The sequence below is a fragment of the Aromatoleum bremense genome (assembly GCF_017894365.1).
Lineage (GTDB): Bacteria > Pseudomonadota > Gammaproteobacteria > Burkholderiales > Rhodocyclaceae > Aromatoleum > Aromatoleum bremense.
Genome location: NZ_CP059467.1, coordinates 2,889,049 through 2,905,540 on the forward strand (window position 1 = coordinate 2,889,049; position 16,492 = coordinate 2,905,540).

Consider the following 16,492-nt stretch of genomic DNA (forward strand, 5'->3'; position numbering starts at 1 on the left):
GTATGACGGAACAGGAAATGCCCGCGGCACGTGAAACCGCCATTCTGGCCGGCGGCTGCTTCTGGTGCCTCGAGGCCGTGTTCAAGGATGTGGAAGGCGTGGAGGCGGTGACGTCCGGCTATACCGGCGGACGCGTCGATTCTCCGTCCTATCGCCAGGTCTGCGAGGGTGGAACGGGCCACGCGGAAGCCGTGCGCATCGTGTTCGATCCCGAAGTGATCGGCTACCGCGATCTGCTGGAGATATTCTTCGTCATCCATGACCCGACGAGCCTCAACCGGCAGGGCAACGACGTCGGCACGCAATACCGTTCCGCGATCTTCGCGACGACGGACGAGCAGTTGCACGAGGCGCTCGCGCTGATCGAGGAAATGGGCGAAATGCGCGTGTACCCGTCGGCGATCGTGACCAAGGTCGAGCGTGCCGGCACGTTCTGGCCGGCGGAGGATGTGCACCGCGATTATTACGCGCGTAACTCGGACCAGTCGTATTGCCAGTACGTCGTCGCGCCGAAGATCGCGAAATTCCGCGAGAACTTCGCCAGCCGGCGCAAGCAGGGCGGGTAGAATCCGGGTTTTCGCCTCAACCAGGAGAGTACCGATGTCCCAGACCACGACCGCCAGCGGCCTCATCATCGAAGACATGGAGGTCGGCAGCGGCGCGACGGCCGAGAAAGGCAAGAGCGTATCGGTGCATTACACCGGCTGGCTCACCGACGGCCGCAAGTTCGATTCGAGCAAGGATCGCAACGATCCGTTCGAGTTTCCGCTCGGCGCCGGCCACGTCATCCGCGGCTGGGACGAGGGCGTGCAGGGCATGCAGGAAGGCGGCCGGCGCAAGCTGACGATTCCGCCCGAACTCGGCTATGGCGCGCGTGGCGCCGGGGGTGTGATTCCGCCGAACGCGACGCTGGTGTTTGAAGTGGAGCTGCTGAAGGTCCGCTGAACGCGCTGCATGCCAGCGCTTCGCGCGCCGGCCGTAATGTCGGGAAATGTTTCAGGCGCCGGACTCTTCCGTCGTTCCGCCTGCTCCCGCGCGCATTGACGTGGTTTACCATGGCGACCGTTCCGTTCCCGTCGTCATCATGCGCACTCTCACTCCGCACCAGGCCCTGCTGCTTTCGATCCTCGCCGCGCTGACGACGATCGGCATGAAGGCGGGAGCGTGGTGGCTGACCGGTTCGGTCGGATTCCTCTCCGATGCGCTGGAGTCTCTCGTCAATCTCGCCGGCGCGTCGTTCGCGCTGCTGATGGTGTCGTTGGCGCGTGCTCCGGCCGACCCCGAGCATCCGTACGGTCACGGCAAGGCGGAATATTTCTCGGCCGCTTTCGAAGGCATGCTGATCTTCGTCGCCGCGCTGGTGATCCTCGCGATGGCCGTCGAACGCCTGATCCATCCGCAGCCGCTCGGCGCGCTCGGTCTGGGCACTGTGCTGTCGGTCGGCGCGAGCCTCGTCAACCTGGCCGTTGCGCGCATCCTGTTCGACGTCGGGCGGGCGCACCGTTCGCTCGCGCTCGAAGCCGATGCGCGTCATCTGATGACCGACGTGTGGACGACCGCGGGTGTCGTCACGGGCGTCGGGCTGGCGAGCCTCAGCGGCTGGAACTGGCTCGATCCGCTCGTGGCAGCCGGCGTCGCATTGAACATCCTGCGCGAAGGCTGGAGCCTGATGCACCGCTCGGTCGATGGCCTGATGGACCGTGCGCTCGATGACGCCGAAATCCGGCATATCGAGGCGGTGCTGCAGTCCTGTTGCAACGGGGGCGGATGCTTCGTCAACCTGAAGACGCGCGTCGCCGGAGCGATGCAGTTCGCGCATGTCGATCTGCGCGTGCCGGGAAACTGGACCGTCGCCCACGCCCATGCGCTCGCCGACGCGGCCGAGCGCGCGGTGCACAAGCAGACCGGGACGCGGCTGACGACCCACATCGAGCCGACCGAGTAGCGTTCGCGGCCCCGGCGTCGCTCACGGCGTTGCCGCGGCCCCTCCGGGTTGGGCCATCGAGTCGCCGATGATCTGTCGTGCGTAGGTCGTCTGCTCCTCGGTCGTGGCATGCGCGACGAGGACCACGTGGCCGCTCGCGAGCGCATCCTTGACCAGATCGGCGACGTCGCCCTTGCTGTTCTCCGCGCCGGCAGCCGCCCCGACGATGGCGCCGAGGCTTGCTCCCCAGCCGAGCATCGACAGCGCGCCGAGCACTGGGCTGGCGACGAACAGACTGATGTTCGCCGCCGCCAGCGCAACGGTCCCCGCAGCGCCGGCGAGCGTCCCGACCGCGGTGCCGATCGCGCCGTCCCGCAGCACTTCCTTCAGCACGTCGTCGCTGTCTGGCGTAGCGTCCTCGCTCTCGCGGTTGCCGCCCGGTTCAAGCAGCTTCGCCTTGTCCCGCGGCAGGCCGCGCTGAACGAGGCGCTCCAGCGCTGCTTCGGCCGCCGCGCGCGTCTCGTAGACGCCCAATACTCTGTGCAGGTAGTTTTCCATCGTGTGCTCCTGTCCGGCGGACGGTGCGCGGTCGCACGCGTTCTCCGCATCCGGGATAGAGTGCGGCGGAGAGGCTCGCGTTCCGAAGCCCTGCACGGACGCGCCTGCGAAGGGCTCTCTCTACGCATATGCCGATCCGGGTTCAATTCTTGCGGGAATCGTCGAGCCGTTTCCGGCTGCGGCGCACGGCAAGGTGCGCCGCGAGGCCGATCGCAACGACGAGGACGATGAAGATGAGAGGATGCAGCAGATCGCGCACGGAGCGTACTGTATCGCGGCACGTGCCCGCGCGAGCGAGCGGCGTGGCTCGATTCCGCAAACTTCGCCGATGATACGCACGCGCCGATGATCCGTTCCCCCCGTCCCGTTCGCACCGCGGTCCTGTTCGCCACGGTGTTTGTCGAGGGCTTTTCGTCGCTCGGCGCGGAGATCATCGCGCTGCGCCGCCTGGTGCCGCATCTGGGCAGCGCGATCACCGTGACGGCGCCGACGATCGGTTTCTTCCTGCTCGCGCTCGCGCTCGGATACCAGGCGGGCGGACGTGTCGAGCGCGATTTTCTCGGGCGCGTGCGGCGCAACTTCCTGCTCGCCGCCGCATTGATCGCAGTGGGACTCGCCGGACCGGTCGTCGACGCGTTGTTCGCGCACGTGACTCCCGCGCCGCTTGCGTACCTGATCTTCGTCGCCGGCGTGGTGTGCCCGATCGCGTGGCTGCTCGGCCAGACGGTGCCGGTGCTGACCAACCTGCTGCGCGACGATCGTGTCGGCGCGCGCAGCGGCGCGGCGCTGTACTGGTCGACGCTCGGGTCGTTCCTGGGTTCGCTGTCGCTGTCGTTGCTGGTCATGCAGTGGCTCGGCGTCGCCGCGGCGATCCTCGTCTGTGCGGCGCTGCTCCTGTGCCTGGTGCCGTGGCTGCAGGATTCCGGGGAACGGACGGTGGCGGCCGACCTGCCGATCATCGCGCTGGTCGCCGTCGCGGCGATAGGCGGCAACGTGCTGCTGCCGCAACAGATCGAAACTGCCTACGCCACTTACCGAGTCGGCCCGGTGGTGGTGCCCGGCATGACCGACCCGCAGGTGTTCTGGATCAACAACCAGGTCGCTTCGATCATCGACGACAGCGAGCCGCCGCGCTACACGCGTTACATTGAGCGGCTGCGCACGGTGATGCTTGAAGAAATGGGTTTTCGTAACCGCAGCATCCTCGTGCTCGGCGCCGGCGGCTTCACGCTCTCGCACCGCGAACCGCTCAACGACTACCTCTACGTCGATATCGACCCGGCAATACGCGAACTGGCGGAGCGGGAGTTCCTCGGTACCGGCAGCCGTGGACGCTTTGTCGCCGCCGACGCGCGGCGTTTCGTCGCCGACACCGACGAGCGCTTCGACGCGGTCGTCGTCGACGCCTATAGCGCGCTCACGAGCATTCCCGCGCACCTGGTCACGCGCGAATTCTGGCAGGGGACGCAGCGCGTGTTGGCCCCGCAAGGCGTGATGTTCGCGAACTTGATCCTCGATTCGCGCCTCGCGACGCCGTACGCGCGCAACCTGCTGGCCACGATCCAGTCGGTATATGGCCCCTGCGCGGTTGAAATCCTGTTCCGCGACCGCCCGCTCTCGAACGTCCTGGTGCAATGCTTCGCCGGCGCCCCGCCGCCGGCCGCCGAGCCCTACACCGACGAGCGCAACCGCGCGGATCTCGACCTGCTGCGCTCGCGCTAGCGGGCAGCAGGCGGGCGCGCACCGGCGTTTCAGACTTCGCGCGCGATCTCGGCGAGGATGTCCGCGCCGTACGCCTCGAGCTTGCGGTCGCCGATGCCCGAGATGCCCGCGAGTTCGGCGAGGCTCACCGGGCGGGCGAGCGCGATTTCGCGCAGCGTCGCGTCGTGGAAGATCACGTAGGCAGGCACGTTGCGTTCGCGCGCGGTCGCCGCTCGCCACGCGCGCAGGCGGTCGAACAAGGTCAGCGGCACGCCGTCGGGTATCTCCAGGCGGGTGCTGCGGCTGCGCTTCGAACGCCGCTTTTCCGGCGCCAGGCGCAGCGCGAATTCGGCTTCGCCGCGCAGCAGCGGGCGGGCGAGGTCGGTCAGCGTCAGCGCGCTGTGGCGGTCGTGGTCGACCGCGAGCAGCCCCCGCGCGACGAGCTGGCGGAACAGCGTGCGCCAGGTCTTGTCGTCGAGCTCGGCGCCGATGCCGAACGTGCTGACCTGGTCGTGCTTCCAGTCGCGCACCTTGTCGGTGAGTTCGCCGCGCAGCACGTCGATGACGTGGCCGGCGCCGAAGCGCTGGCCGGTGCGGAACACGCCCGACAGCGCGCGACGCGCCGCGTCGGTCGCGTCCCACGTGCGCGGCGGCTCGAGACAGTTGTCGCAGTTGCCGCAGGCCTCGCCCTCTTCGCCGAAATGCGCGAGCAGGAACTGGCGCCGGCAGCCGGTCGTCTCGACCAGGCCGACCAGCGCGTCGAGCCGCGCCCGCGCCCGCCACTTGAAGTCGTCCGCGCCTTCGGATTCGTCGATCATGCGCCGCTGCTGCACGATGTCCTGCGCGCCCCACGCCATCCACGCCTGCGCCGCGAGGCCGTCGCGACCGGCGCGGCCGGTCTCTTGGTAATAGCCTTCGATCGAGCGCGGCAGGTCGAGGTGCGCGACGAAGCGCACGTCGGGCTTGTCGATGCCCATGCCGAACGCGATCGTCGCGACCATGACGATGCCGTCCTCCCGCAGGAAGCGGCTCTGGTGCGCGGCGCGGATTTCCTGCGCCATGCCGGCGTGGTAAGCGAGCGCGCGGATGCCCTGTTCGCCGAGCCATGCCGCGGTCTCCTCGACCTTGCGCCGCGACAGGCAATACACGATGCCCGCTTCGCCGGCGTGATCGTCGCGGATGAACGCGAGCAGCTGCGCGCGCGGGTTGTCCTTGTCGACCATGCGGTAGCGGATGTTCGGCCGGTCGAAGCTCGACACGAAGCGGCGCGCGTCGCCGAGCGCGAGGCGCTGGGCGATTTCCTCGCGGGTTTCGGGGTCGGCGGTCGCGGTCAGCGCGATCCGCGGCACCGCCGGGAAGCGTTCGGACAGCACCGACAGCTGCAGGTATTCCGGGCGGAAGTCGTGGCCCCACTGCGACACGCAGTGCGCCTCGTCGATCGCGAACAGCGCGATGCGTCCGGCCTCGTGCAGCCGGTCGAGCGTCGCGAGCAGGCGCCCGGTCAGCAGGCGCTCCGGCGCGACGTACAGCAGGTCGAGCCGTCCGCCGACGAGGTCGCGCTCGACCGCGGCGGATTCGTCGGCGGCCTGGCTGGAGTTCAGATAGGCGGCCGCGACGCCGGCTTCGCGCAGCGCGCTGACCTGGTCCTGCATCAGCGCGATCAGCGGCGACACGACCACCGCGGTGCCCGCGCGCATCAGCGCCGGGATCTGGAAGCACAGCGACTTGCCGCCGCCGGTCGGCATCAGGACCAGGGCGTCGCCACCGGCGGCAACGTGTTCGACGATCGCCTCCTGCTCGCCGCGGAATGCGGTGTAGCCGAAGACGTGTTCGAGAATGTGGAGCGAGGAGGGGGAAGCTGCAGCGGGAGTCATCGGCAGCATTTTAACGGCGCTCGTGCGCTGGCGGGCGGCCGATCGGGGCGTCGCCGCCGCAGCGGCGACCGGATCCGTTGCGGTGCGCGATTTCAGCTGCCGCGGATGCGGCCGAGCAGCGTCGTCGTCGAGCGCTCGTGCTCGAACGGAATCGAATGCACGGCGCCCCCCCAGCCGCGCACTTCGGTCGCGCCGACGATCCGTTCGGGCGCCCAGTCGCCGCCCTTGACGAGGACGTCGGGCCGGGCTTCGAGGATGCACGCGAGCGGTGTGTCTTCGTCGAACCACGTCACGAGGTCCACGCATGCGAGCGCGGCCATGACCGCGGCGCGATCTTCGAGCGGATTGACCGGCCGGTCGTCGCCTTTGCCCAGACGCCGCACCGACGCATCGGTGTTCAGCGCGACGACCATTGCGGCGCCGAGCGCGCGCGCCTGGGCGAGGTAGGTGACGTGGCCGCGATGCAGGATGTCGAAACAGCCGTTCGTGAATACGAGCGGGCGGGGGAGCGCCGCGGCACGGATCGCGAGTTCCTCCGGCGGGCAGATTTTGGTCTCGAAAGCGGGGCGGGAATAGCGCATTTTTCGGGTCGCAGTGGACGGGCACGCGATTTTAGCCCGGAAGCCCCGCGGCCCGTTGCGCAGTGCAGTGCGCACCCCTGCGGGAAAACCCCGATAGGGTTCCCCATTCCTTGCGGGCAGTAAGCGACTAGCACGTATTGCACTGCAAAATATTGATGATGCTCAAAAACCCGTATTGCGAACGCTGATTTTGCTATGGCATGATCAGTTCGACTACACGGAAAAATCTTTCATCATCAGGATTGCGATTCCTTCCGGGTAGCGGTTTGTTCTCGCCGGTGGGCCACGATGCACGGCTTCCGGCGCCGGCCGTCACGGCTCGGAAAGCGGGCTCGCACGTGATGCGATTCCGCCTCCCCGGGCGACGCCGACACTGCATTCGATAGAGGTTGGGACATGCGTCTTGCCGGTCGCGTTGCAGCTCCAGTCATCTTGCTCCCCGTAGCTTCCGCTGCCGTCGCGCAGAGCATACCGAGCAAATTCAACCTCCCGCCGCCCGTCACGCCGATCGGCGCCCAGATCTACGACCTGCACAACCTGATGCTGATCATCTGCCTGGTGATCTTCGTCGCGGTGTTCGGCGTCATGTTCTGGGCGGTATTCCGGCATCGCAAGTCGCGCGGCGCGGTGGCGGCGAATTTCCACGAGAACACGTCGGTGGAGATCGCCTGGACGATCATCCCGGTGTTCATCCTGCTCGGGATGGCGTGGCCGGCGACGAAGACGGTGCTGGACATGAAGAACACCGCGGACCCCGACATCACGATCAAGGCCACCGGTTATCAGTGGAAATGGGGCTATGACTACCTGCAGGGCGAAGGCCAGGGGATCCGTTTCGTCTCGAACCTGTCGACGCCGCGCGACCAGATCGAGGGCGATGCGCCGAAAGGCGAGCATTACCTGCTCGAGGTCGACAACCCGCTCGTCGTGCCGGTCGGCAAGCGCATCCGGGTGCTGACGACGGCCAACGATGTGATCCATTCGTGGTGGGTGCCGGCGTTCGGCGTCAAGCAGGATGCGATCCCCGGTTTCATCCGCGACGCGTGGTTCCGCGCCGATACCGAAGGCGTATATCGCGGCAACTGCGCCGAACTGTGCGGCCGCGACCACGGCTTCATGCCGGTCGAAGTGCACGTCGTGTCGCAGCAGGCTTACACCGAATGGGTCGCCCGCCAGCTTGCAGCAGGGGCGGCGGCGCCTGCCACGGGAGGCGCAACGGCGCAGGGCGCCACCCCGATGCCGGCCGCACCGGCTGCCGAAGAGGGGGCTGCGCAACCCGCCCCGGCGAACGCGGCCCCGGCAGGCAACTGAACGGCAGCACGAGCGCAGCAACCGGTCCGGGCCAGCAAGCCGGAGCGGAACGTCAAGGAGGCAGCATGGCCGCGGTAACCCCCGATCAGTTGCACGACCACCATCACGGCCCGACCGGGCTGATGCGCTGGGTCACGACGACGAATCACAAGGACATCGGCACGATGTACCTGATTTTCAGCTTCGTGATGTTCCTGTCCGGCGGCGTGCTGGCGCTGACGATCCGCGCCGAACTGTTCCAGCCCGGCCTGCAGATCGTCCAGCCGGAATTCTTCAACCAGCTGACGACGATGCATGGTCTGGTGATGATCTTCGGCGCGATCATGCCGGCCTTCGTCGGCTTCGCGAACTGGCAGATCCCGCTGATGGTCGGCGCCTGCGACATGGCCTTCGCGCGCATGAACAACTGGAGCTTCTGGCTGCTGCCGCCGGCGGCGATCCTGCTGATCGGCTCGTTCTTCGTTCCCGGCGGCGCCACCGCGGCCGGCTGGACGATGTACGCGCCGCTGTCGGTGCAGATGGGCATCGGCCAGGACATGGCGATCTTCGCGGTGCACATCATGGGGATCAGCTCGATCATGGGCGCGATCAACATCGTCGTCACGGTGCTGAACATGCGCGCGCCCGGCATGACCCTGATGAAGATGCCGCTATTCTGCTGGACATGGCTCATCACCGCCTATCTGCTGATCGCGGTGATGCCGGTGCTCGCCGGCGCGGTGACGATGGTGCTCACCGACCGGCACTTCGGTACGAGCTTCTTCAACGCCGCGGGCGGCGGCGACCCGGTGATGTACCAGCACATCTTCTGGTTCTTCGGCCACCCGGAGGTGTACATCATGATTCTCCCGGCCTTCGGCATCATCAGCCACATCATCCCGACGTTCGCCAGAAAACCGCTGTTCGGCTACGCGTCGATGGTGTACGCGCTTGCAGCGATCGCGATCCTGAGCTTCTCGGTGTGGGCGCACCACATGTTCACGACCGGCATGCCGGCCGTCGGGCAGCTGTTCTTCATGTACGCGACGATGCTGATCGCGGTGCCGACGGGCGTGAAAGTGTTCAACTGGGTCGCGACGATGTGGCGCGGTTCGATGAGTTTCGAGCCACCGATGCTGTGGGCGGTCGGGTTCATCCTGGTGTTCACGATCGGCGGCTTCACCGGCCTGATCGTCGCGGTCGCGCCGATCGACATCCAGGTGCAGGACACCTATTACGTCGTCGCGCATTTCCACTACGTGCTGGTGGCCGGCAGCCTGTTTGCGCTGTTCGGTGGCGCGTACTACTGGCTGCCGAAATGGACCGGCCACATGCCTGACGAGCGGCTCGGCAAAATCCACTTCTGGTGCTCGATGGTGTTCTTCAACATTGCGTTCTTCCCGATGCATTTCCTCGGGCTCGCCGGCATGCCGCGGCGCATCCCGGACTACGCGCTGCAGTTTGCCGATTTCAACATGCTCGCGACGATCGGCGCGTTCGGCTTCGGTCTGTCGCAACTGATCTTCATCGTCGTCGCAGTGAAATGCGTGCGGGGCGGCGCAAAGGCGGCGGCGCGTGCGTGGGAGGGCGCCGACGGGCTGGAATGGACGGTGCCGTCGCCGGCGCCGTACCACACCTTCGAGGAAGCACCGGTCGTGAGGTGATGAGAAACATGGCAAGGGATCCGCGCCGCTCGGCCAACGTCCGCACCGCACTGGTGCTGGCGGCGCTCGCCCTCGCGTTCTTCATCGCCGTCATCCTCAAGTACGGAGTGTTCGCGCGATGAGCATGATTGCTGCCGAGAACCGCCGGCTGCTGTTCCGCCTCGCGCTGGCGGCAGTGGTGATGTTCGGCTTCGGCTTCCTGCTCGTGCCGTTCTACGAAAAGATCTGCGAGGTCGCCGGCGTCAACAACCTGCTGCGGCCGGACCGCGTCGCGAACTCGCAGGTGGACGCCTCGCGCACGATCACCGTGCAGTTCGATGCCAACACCCACGACCTGCCGTGGCGCTTTCGCCCGCTGCAGGCGGCCGTGAAGGTCCACCCCGGCGAACTGGTGACGATCGCGTACGAAGTGTCGAACACCCGCGACGAGCCGGTCACCGGACAGGCCGTGCCGAGCTACGGGCCGCAGCGCGCGGGGAAGTTCTTCCGCAAGCTGGACTGCTTCTGCTTCACGCAGCAGACGCTCCAGGCTGGCGAAAAGCGCACGATGCCGGTCGCCTTCGTCGTCGATGCCGAGCTGCCTGCCGAAATCACGACGATCACGCTGTCTTATACCTTCTTCGAGATCGCGGGTCGGCGGGTGGTCGGCGCGCCCGGAGGCGGAGCCGCGTCTTGAGCGATGAGCGGGACGACGGCGCATTGCCGGGGCCGGGGCCGGAACCGCGGGGCGAGCCGCGCCGGGCCGGTTTCTGGGCGACGTTCAGGGCCGTGCTGTGGTCGTTTCTCGGTGTGCGGCGGCACGACGCCTACCACCGCGACGCCACTTCGCTGGACCCGAAACTGGTCGTCGCGGTCGGGCTGCTGGCGGGATTGCTGTTCGTGCTCGGCCTCGTCACGGTCGTGCACTTCGTCGTCGGAGCATAGAAGGCCTGGGAGGCAGTCATGACGCACACGCTGGACAAATACTTCGTGCCGGAGCCGTCGAAGTACCCGATCTTCGGCTCGATTGCGCTGCTGCTGTCCGCGTCCGGCGCGGTGATGTGGCTGAACAGGATCGGCGCCGGGCGATGGGTGCTGTTCCTCGGCGCAGCGACCCTCGTCTACATGCTGTTCGGCTGGTTCGGACAGGTGATCCGCGAATCCCAGAGCGGCAAGTACGGCAAGCAGGTCGACCGCTCGTTTCGCTGGTCGATGGGCTGGTTTATTTTTTCGGAGGTGATGTTCTTTGCCGCGTTCTTCGGCGCGCTGTTCTACGCCCGCGTGCTGAGCGTGCCGTGGCTTGCGAGCGGCGCGAACGAGGCATTGATCTGGCAGGGTTTCACCGGCGCCTGGCCGTCCGACGGCCCCTATCTGGTGGACCCTTTCACGCCGATGGGCGCCTGGGGCATCCCGGCGCTGAACACGCTGATCCTTCTGTCATCAGGCGCGACGCTGACGTGGGCGCATTACGGCCTGCTGAAAGACAATCGCAGCCAGCTCAAGATCGGCCTGCTGGTGACGATCCTGCTCGGCGTGACGTTCCTCGGCTTCCAGATCTACGAATACGTCCACGCCTACCAGGAACTCAATCTGCAGCTCGACACCGGCATCTACGGCTCGACCTTCTTCATGCTGACCGGCTTCCACGGCCTGCATGTGACGATCGGCGCGATCATGCTGACGGTGACGCTCGGCCGCGTGCTCGCCGGCCACTTCAGTCCGGAGCACCATTTCGCCTTCGAGGCGACCGCGTGGTACTGGCACTTTGTCGACGTCGTGTGGCTGATGCTGTTCGTCGTCGTGTATTGGCTATGAACCGAGGCGCTGCGTGATCAGCCCCGACGCGAACCCCGCCATCAGCAGCACGAACAGCGCGATCGACAGCGCGACGCGCAGCGCAAGCGCATGCACGGTGCGCCGGCCCTTGCCCTGGTCGCGCAGCAGGAACACCAGCGCCGACGCGAGGCTGCCGACGATGAGCACCAGAAAGACGATCACGACGACGTGCATGACGGGACTCCGGCGAGCTGGCGAAGAGTTCCATTCTGGTCGAAACGGACGGCGGCGGCGATGATTTTCGACCGCTTTCATCCGCTGCCGCTGATCGCCGGCGTCGCGCTAGCGCTGCTGACCGCGCAGCTCGGCAACTGGCAGCTGGGCCGGGCGGCCGAGAAGACCGCGCTGCAGGCGCGCATCGAATCCGCGGCTGCCACCGCCCCGGTTTCGCCTTCGGCATCGATGCAGATGGCCGAATGGCAGCCGGTCCGCCTGCACGGCGAATGGAGCCCGGCAGCGACGATTTATCTCGACAACCGCGTCCATCGCGGCCGTGCAGGCTACGAAGTCCTGACACCGCTGCGCCTGGAAGGCGATGCGGGCTGGGTGCTGGTGAATCGCGGCTGGATCGCGGCGGGCGCGGACCGCGCCGTATTGCCCGATGCGGCGCCCGCGGCGGGGAGCGTGAACCTTGCCGGTATCGTCCGCATGCCGCAGGTCGACCCCTTCACCCTTGCACCGGAGGCTGCGCAGGGGCGAGTCTGGCAGTACCTCGACATGGAGCGCTATCGCGCGCTGTCGGGGCTCGCGGTGCGCGACTGGATCGTCCAGCAGACCTCGGCTGCCGCCGATGGACTGCAGCGCGACTGGCCGCGACCGGACGCCGGCATCGACCGCCACCGCGGCTATGCGCTGCAGTGGTACTCGCTCGCCGGATTGTCGCTGGTGATGACCGGCGTGTATGTCTTCAGGAGGCTCAGGCCGTGACGCAACGCAGTGCAAAACTCACGCTCGCCGCGCTTGTGCTGGTATGCACCCTTCCTGTTGCGGCGTCGTATTTCGCCTATTACGTGTGGCAGCCGCAGGGCCAGGTGAATTACGGCGAGTTGATTCCGCCCGCGCCACTGCCCGACGCGGTTTTCCCCGGCGTGGCCGGCCAGCCGCCGTTCGGACGAGAGGCGGTGGACGGCCGCTGGACGCTCGTCTATGCCGGCTCCGGCGCCTGCGGGGCCGATTGTGAACGGGCTTTGTACGCGGTGCGCCAGTCGCGTCTCGCGCAGGGCAAGGAGATGACGCGCGTCGCGCGCCTGTGGCTCGTCACCGACAACGTCGATCCGCCGGCGGCGCTGCTCGGCCGGCACGACGGGCTGCGTGTCGCGCGCGGCAACTCGCCGTGGCTCGTCCGCTTTCCCGGCGCGGCGCGGGGCGTTCATGTGTTCCTGGTCGATCCGCTGGGCAACGTGATGATGCGTTTCCCTGTCCCGACGGACATCAAGGGAGTGATCAAGGACCTGGAGCGCCTGCTCAAGTATTCCGGGCTCGGGCGGGGGTGACGAGGTGCGCGCCGCGAACGCTGCCGAGGAGGCACCGATGACGCTCTACCGCCGCCTGGTGCTGGCCGCGCTGGCGCTGACGACGCTGGTGGTCGTGTTCGGCGCCTATGTGCGGCTCTCCGACGCCGGCCTCGGCTGTCCGGACTGGCCCGGATGCTACGGCCGCCTCACGCCGCACCACGCCGCGGCGGACATCCTGCAGACGCACGCGGCCGATCCGCACGGGCCGGTGAGCCTGCCCAAGGCGTGGAAGGAGATGATCCACCGCTACCTTGCCGCGAGCCTCGGGCTGTTGATCGTTGCGATCGCCGTGCTCGCGTGGCGCAGGCGCGATGACCCGGCGAGTTCGCCACGGGTCGCCGCTGGGCTCGTCGGCCTCGTGATCTTCCAGGGATTGCTCGGTAAATGGACCGTCACGCTGCTGCTCAAGCCGGCGATCGTCACCGCGCATCTGCTCGGCGGGCTGGCGACGCTGGGATTGCTCGCATGGCTTGCGCTGAAGGCGTCGCGAAGGCCGCACGTTGCCGTGTCGCGCGGCCTGCTGGGCGCGGCGCGCTTCGCGTTCGTGCTGCTCGCGGTCCAGATCATGCTCGGCGGCTGGACCAGCACGAATTACGCGGCGCTCGCATGCAGCGATTTTCCTGCGTGCCAGGGGAGCTTCTGGCCGCCCGCGGACTACACCGGGGCATTCCAGGTCGTGCGCGAACTCGGCATGACTGCCGATGGCGAGATCCTGTTGTTTGCCGCGCTGACGGCGATCCACTGGTCACACCGGATCGGGGCTGCGCTCACCGCGCTGGCGCTGTCCCTGCTCGCGTGGGCGTTGTTCCGGCGTCGGGCGACGCGGGTGGCGGGGTTGGCGCTGTTTGCCGTGCTCGCGCTGCAGACGGCGCTCGGCGTGGCGAATGTCCTGCTCAGCCTGCCGCTGCCGCTTGCCGTCGCGCACAACGCGGGCGCGGCGCTGCTGGTCAGCGTGATGGTGACGATCAACTACCGGATGCGCGCCATGCCCCGGCTGGCCGCAGTGGGGAGAAGCGAACATGAGCGTCCTGAACACAAGAACTCTTACGCTTGATCGCCATGCCGCCGGCCGGCGGCTGCATGCGTTCTACGTGCTGACGAAACCGCGCGTCAATACGCTGATCGTGTTTTGCGCGGTGATCGGGATGTTCCTCGCCGTGCCCGACGGGCTGCCGGATCCGAAGAGCGTCATTTTCGCGACGCTGGGTATCGCCTTCGTCGCCGGCGCCGCAGCGGCGATGAACTGCCTCATCGAAGCCCACATCGACGCCCGCATGGCGCGCACCCGCCACCGCCCGCTGCCCCGCGGCGAACTGGCGCCGGCCGAAACACTGCTTTTTGCCGGCGTGCTCGGCGGCACCGGGCTGACGGTGCTGTACCAATGGGTGAATCCGCTGACGATGTGGCTGACGCTCGCGACTTTCGTCGGTTACGCCGTCGTCTATACAGTCCTGCTCAAGCCGCGCACGCCGCAGAACATCGTGATCGGGGGCGCATCCGGCGCAATGCCGCCGGTGCTCGGCTGGGCCGCCGTCACCGGCGAGGTCAGCGCCGACGCCCTGTTGCTGTTCCTGATCATCTTCGCCTGGACGCCGCCGCATTTCTGGGCGCTGGCGCTCTATCGCAGCGCCGACTATGCGCGCGCCGGCCTGCCGATGCTGCCGGTGACCCACGGGCCGGAATTCACCCGCCTGTCGGTGCTGCTCTACACCTGCATCCTGTTCGGCGTCACGCTGCTGCCGTTCGCCACGCGAATGAGCGGTCCGCTGTATCTCGTCTGCGCCATCGCGCTGGGCGTCGGCTTCCTGCGCCATGCGTGGCGCCTGTACGCACACTACAGCGACGCGTTCGCGCGGCGCACGTTCCGCTTCTCGATCCTGTATCTGTTCTTGCTCTTCGCGGCGCTCCTGGCGGATCATTACCTCCCGTTCTGATCCCGCTGCTGTTGCAGCCCGCCGACGTCCCGATGCTACGCACCCTGATCCTCGCGACCGCGCTTGCGCTCGCGGGCTGTACCGATTCCTCCGCACCCAAGCCTTCTTTCCACGCCACGGACATCACCGGTGCCGAATACGGCAGCACCTTTTCGCTGACCGACCACCACGGCACCCCGCGCACGCTGGCGGACTTCCGCGGCAAGGTTGTGACGATGTTCTTCGGCTATACGCAATGCCCGGACGTCTGCCCGACGACGCTGTCGACGATGAGCGAAGTGATGCGCCAGCTCGGGCCGGACGCCGAGCGCGTGCAGGTGCTGTTCGTCACCGTCGACCCCGAGCGCGACACACAAGCGCTGCTCGCGAACTACGTTCCGCAGTTCGACGCGCGCTTCCTCGGCTTGTATGGCGATGCCGCCCAGACGCAGGCGGTGGCGAAGGATTTCCGCGTTTTCTACCAGAAAAGCGGCGATATCGAAGGCGCGAACTACACCGTCGATCATGTTGCCGGGACCTATGTCTTCGATCCGGCAGGGCGGTTGCGCCTGTATGTGAAGCACGGAGAATCCGCCGAAAACATCGCGGCGGACATCAGGGCGTTGCTGCCGCCGAAGTGACGGGTCCCCCGGCGTGAGGCCGCATGCTCGCGCCTCCGGCTCTCACGCAGCCGCCAGCAAGCCCCGCATCTTCTGCATCGCCTTGGCCTCGATCTGGCGGATGCGTTCCGCCGACACGCCGTATTCGGCGGCGAGTTCGTGCAGCGTCGCACTGTCGCCTTCGGTCAGCCAGCGCCGTTTGACGATCGTGCGGCTGCGGTCGTCAAGGCTCGCGAGCGCGTCGCTCAGCCCCTCGTCCTGCAGGCGGGCCAGTTGTGCCTGTTCGAGCACTTCCGAAGGCTCGGCGTGCGGGTCGGGCAGGTAGGCGATCGGCGCGAAGTGATGTTCGTCGTCGTCGGCCCCGCCCTCGAGCTGGACGTCCCGCCCGGTGAGCCGGGTCTCCATCTCGACGACTTCCTCGGGTTTTACGCCGAGCTGCTTCGCGACCGCGACCACTTCGTCCCGATTCAGCGTGCCGGTGTCCTGCTTGAGACTGCGCAGGTTGAAGAACAGCTTGCGCTGCGCCTTGGTCGTCGCGATCTTGACGAGGCGCCAGTTCTTCAGGATGTACTCGTGGATCTCGGCCTTGATCCAGTGGATCGCGAACGAAACGAGCCGCACGCCGCGATCGGGGTCGAAGCGCTTCACCGCTTTCATCAGGCCGATGTTGCCTTCCTGGATCAGGTCGGCGTGCGGCAAGCCATAGCCGAGGTAACCGCGCGAGATCGCGACCACCAGCCGCAGATGAGACATCACCAGCCCGCGGGCAGCTTCCAGATCGCCTTCGTGGCGCAGGCGCGTGGCCAGATTCACCTCTTCCTGCTCGGTGAGCAGCGGGATGCGATTCACCGACTGGATGTACTGGTCGATACTGCCGACGGCAAAAGGTACCGGGAAAGACAGGGCTTGGCTCATATGTACGGGTCCTCCTCGAAACCAATGTTAGCACTCATGGCCTGAGAGTGCTAAGCGCATGCCCGAGTTCCGGTGGCGGGCATCCGGCATTGGGGTGTGCCGCACCGGCGGCGCCATGTCCGT

Annotated in this window: 20 protein-coding genes; 15 read left to right on the forward strand and 5 right to left on the reverse strand. The window is 67.1% G+C overall.

Annotated features, from left to right (window positions below; genetic code table 11):
- Nucleotides 1-2 precede the first annotated feature (2 nt).
- From msrA to pbN1_RS13555, 3 genes are all read left to right on the forward strand, one after another.
- Nucleotides 3-566 carry a peptide-methionine (S)-S-oxide reductase MsrA gene (gene msrA / locus pbN1_RS13545; protein WP_011238192.1) on the forward strand — a complete coding sequence of 188 codons (564 nt, stop codon included), beginning with the start codon at nucleotides 3-5 and terminating at the stop codon, nucleotides 564-566.
- 34 nt (nucleotides 567-600) lie between these two features.
- Nucleotides 601-945, forward strand: coding sequence for an FKBP-type peptidyl-prolyl cis-trans isomerase (locus pbN1_RS13550; RefSeq protein WP_053421116.1), 345 nt, complete (start codon nucleotides 601-603; stop codon nucleotides 943-945).
- Nucleotides 946-1,084: 139 nt separating this feature from the next.
- The gene (locus pbN1_RS13555) at nucleotides 1,085-1,945 is read left to right on the forward strand and encodes a cation diffusion facilitator family transporter (protein WP_169201320.1); all 861 of its coding nucleotides are present in this window, start codon (nucleotides 1,085-1,087) and stop codon (nucleotides 1,943-1,945) included.
- Between the two features lie 21 nt (nucleotides 1,946-1,966).
- On the opposite strand, the gene pbN1_RS13560 is transcribed toward pbN1_RS13555, so the two are convergent.
- The gene (locus pbN1_RS13560) at nucleotides 1,967-2,482 is read right to left on the reverse strand and encodes a hypothetical protein (protein ID WP_169201319.1); all 516 of its coding nucleotides are present in this window, start codon (nucleotides 2,480-2,482) and stop codon (nucleotides 1,967-1,969) included.
- Between the two features lie 345 nt (nucleotides 2,483-2,827).
- Here pbN1_RS13560 and pbN1_RS13565 point away from each other — a divergent pair, with 345 nt between their 5' ends.
- Complete coding sequence (locus tag pbN1_RS13565) at nucleotides 2,828-4,204, forward strand: fused MFS/spermidine synthase (protein ID WP_169201318.1); 1,377 nt, start codon at nucleotides 2,828-2,830, stop codon at nucleotides 4,202-4,204.
- 29 nt (nucleotides 4,205-4,233) lie between these two features.
- Here the strand turns inward: pbN1_RS13565 and recQ are convergent, their stop codons facing one another.
- On the reverse strand, nucleotides 4,234-6,066 hold the full coding sequence (gene recQ, locus pbN1_RS13570) for a DNA helicase RecQ (RefSeq protein WP_169201317.1): 1,833 nt from the start codon (nucleotides 6,064-6,066) through the stop codon (nucleotides 4,234-4,236).
- 83 nt (nucleotides 6,067-6,149) lie between these two features.
- A complete protein-coding gene (gene rfaE2 / locus pbN1_RS13575) occupies nucleotides 6,150-6,638 on the reverse strand; it encodes a D-glycero-beta-D-manno-heptose 1-phosphate adenylyltransferase (RefSeq protein WP_169201316.1) in 489 nt (162 codons plus the stop codon).
- 432 nt (nucleotides 6,639-7,070) lie between these two features.
- On the opposite strand from rfaE2, the gene coxB reads away from it, so the two are divergent.
- From coxB to pbN1_RS13605, 6 genes are all read left to right on the forward strand, one after another.
- The gene (gene coxB, locus pbN1_RS13580; RefSeq protein WP_244856955.1) at nucleotides 7,071-7,949 is read left to right on the forward strand and encodes a cytochrome c oxidase subunit II; all 879 of its coding nucleotides are present in this window, start codon (nucleotides 7,071-7,073) and stop codon (nucleotides 7,947-7,949) included.
- 65 nt (nucleotides 7,950-8,014) lie between these two features.
- Nucleotides 8,015-9,592, forward strand: a complete 1,578-nt coding sequence (ctaD, locus tag pbN1_RS13585) for a cytochrome c oxidase subunit I (protein WP_169201315.1) — start codon at nucleotides 8,015-8,017, stop codon at nucleotides 9,590-9,592.
- An 8-nt stretch (nucleotides 9,593-9,600) separates the two neighbouring features.
- Complete coding sequence (locus tag pbN1_RS13590) at nucleotides 9,601-9,714, forward strand: cytochrome oxidase small assembly protein (RefSeq protein ID WP_210147504.1); 114 nt, start codon at nucleotides 9,601-9,603, stop codon at nucleotides 9,712-9,714.
- On the forward strand, nucleotides 9,711-10,268 hold the full coding sequence (locus tag pbN1_RS13595) for a cytochrome c oxidase assembly protein (RefSeq protein WP_169116633.1): 558 nt from the start codon (nucleotides 9,711-9,713) through the stop codon (nucleotides 10,266-10,268). Before pbN1_RS13590 ends, pbN1_RS13595 begins: the two co-directional genes overlap by 4 nt.
- Nucleotides 10,265-10,516, forward strand: a complete 252-nt coding sequence (locus pbN1_RS13600; protein WP_169116634.1) for a DUF2970 domain-containing protein — start codon at nucleotides 10,265-10,267, stop codon at nucleotides 10,514-10,516. Before pbN1_RS13595 ends, pbN1_RS13600 begins: the two co-directional genes overlap by 4 nt.
- A gap of 18 nt (nucleotides 10,517-10,534) precedes the next feature.
- Nucleotides 10,535-11,386, forward strand: coding sequence for a cytochrome c oxidase subunit 3 (locus pbN1_RS13605; RefSeq protein ID WP_169116635.1), 852 nt, complete (start codon nucleotides 10,535-10,537; stop codon nucleotides 11,384-11,386).
- Here pbN1_RS13605 and pbN1_RS13610 read toward each other — a convergent pair.
- Complete coding sequence (locus pbN1_RS13610) at nucleotides 11,381-11,581, reverse strand: twin transmembrane helix small protein (protein WP_169116636.1); 201 nt, start codon at nucleotides 11,579-11,581, stop codon at nucleotides 11,381-11,383. The genes pbN1_RS13605 and pbN1_RS13610 overlap by 6 nt on opposite strands.
- 60 nt (nucleotides 11,582-11,641) lie before the next feature.
- Between pbN1_RS13610 and pbN1_RS13615 the strand changes: the two genes are divergently transcribed.
- From pbN1_RS13615 to pbN1_RS13635, 5 genes are read left to right on the forward strand one after another with little or no spacing between them, the layout of a single operon-like run.
- Entirely contained in the window at nucleotides 11,642-12,334 is a 693-nt protein-coding gene (locus tag pbN1_RS13615) for an SURF1 family protein (RefSeq protein ID WP_169116637.1), read from the forward strand.
- A complete protein-coding gene (locus pbN1_RS13620) occupies nucleotides 12,331-12,900 on the forward strand; it encodes an SCO family protein (RefSeq protein WP_169201314.1) in 570 nt (189 codons plus the stop codon). The genes pbN1_RS13615 and pbN1_RS13620 overlap by 4 nt, the downstream gene beginning before the upstream one ends.
- 37 nt (nucleotides 12,901-12,937) lie before the next feature.
- Entirely contained in the window at nucleotides 12,938-13,975 is a 1,038-nt protein-coding gene (locus pbN1_RS13625; protein WP_169201313.1) for a COX15/CtaA family protein, read from the forward strand.
- Complete coding sequence (cyoE, locus tag pbN1_RS13630) at nucleotides 13,941-14,855, forward strand: heme o synthase (RefSeq protein WP_169201312.1); 915 nt, start codon at nucleotides 13,941-13,943, stop codon at nucleotides 14,853-14,855. Before pbN1_RS13625 ends, cyoE begins: the two co-directional genes overlap by 35 nt.
- Before the next feature lie 32 nt (nucleotides 14,856-14,887).
- Complete coding sequence (locus tag pbN1_RS13635) at nucleotides 14,888-15,475, forward strand: SCO family protein (RefSeq protein WP_169201311.1); 588 nt, start codon at nucleotides 14,888-14,890, stop codon at nucleotides 15,473-15,475.
- A 42-nt stretch (nucleotides 15,476-15,517) separates the two neighbouring features.
- Here pbN1_RS13635 and rpoH read toward each other — a convergent pair whose 3' ends face one another.
- The gene (rpoH, locus tag pbN1_RS13640; RefSeq protein ID WP_169116642.1) at nucleotides 15,518-16,369 is read right to left on the reverse strand and encodes an RNA polymerase sigma factor RpoH; all 852 of its coding nucleotides are present in this window, start codon (nucleotides 16,367-16,369) and stop codon (nucleotides 15,518-15,520) included.
- Between the last annotated feature and the right edge of the window lie 123 nt (nucleotides 16,370-16,492).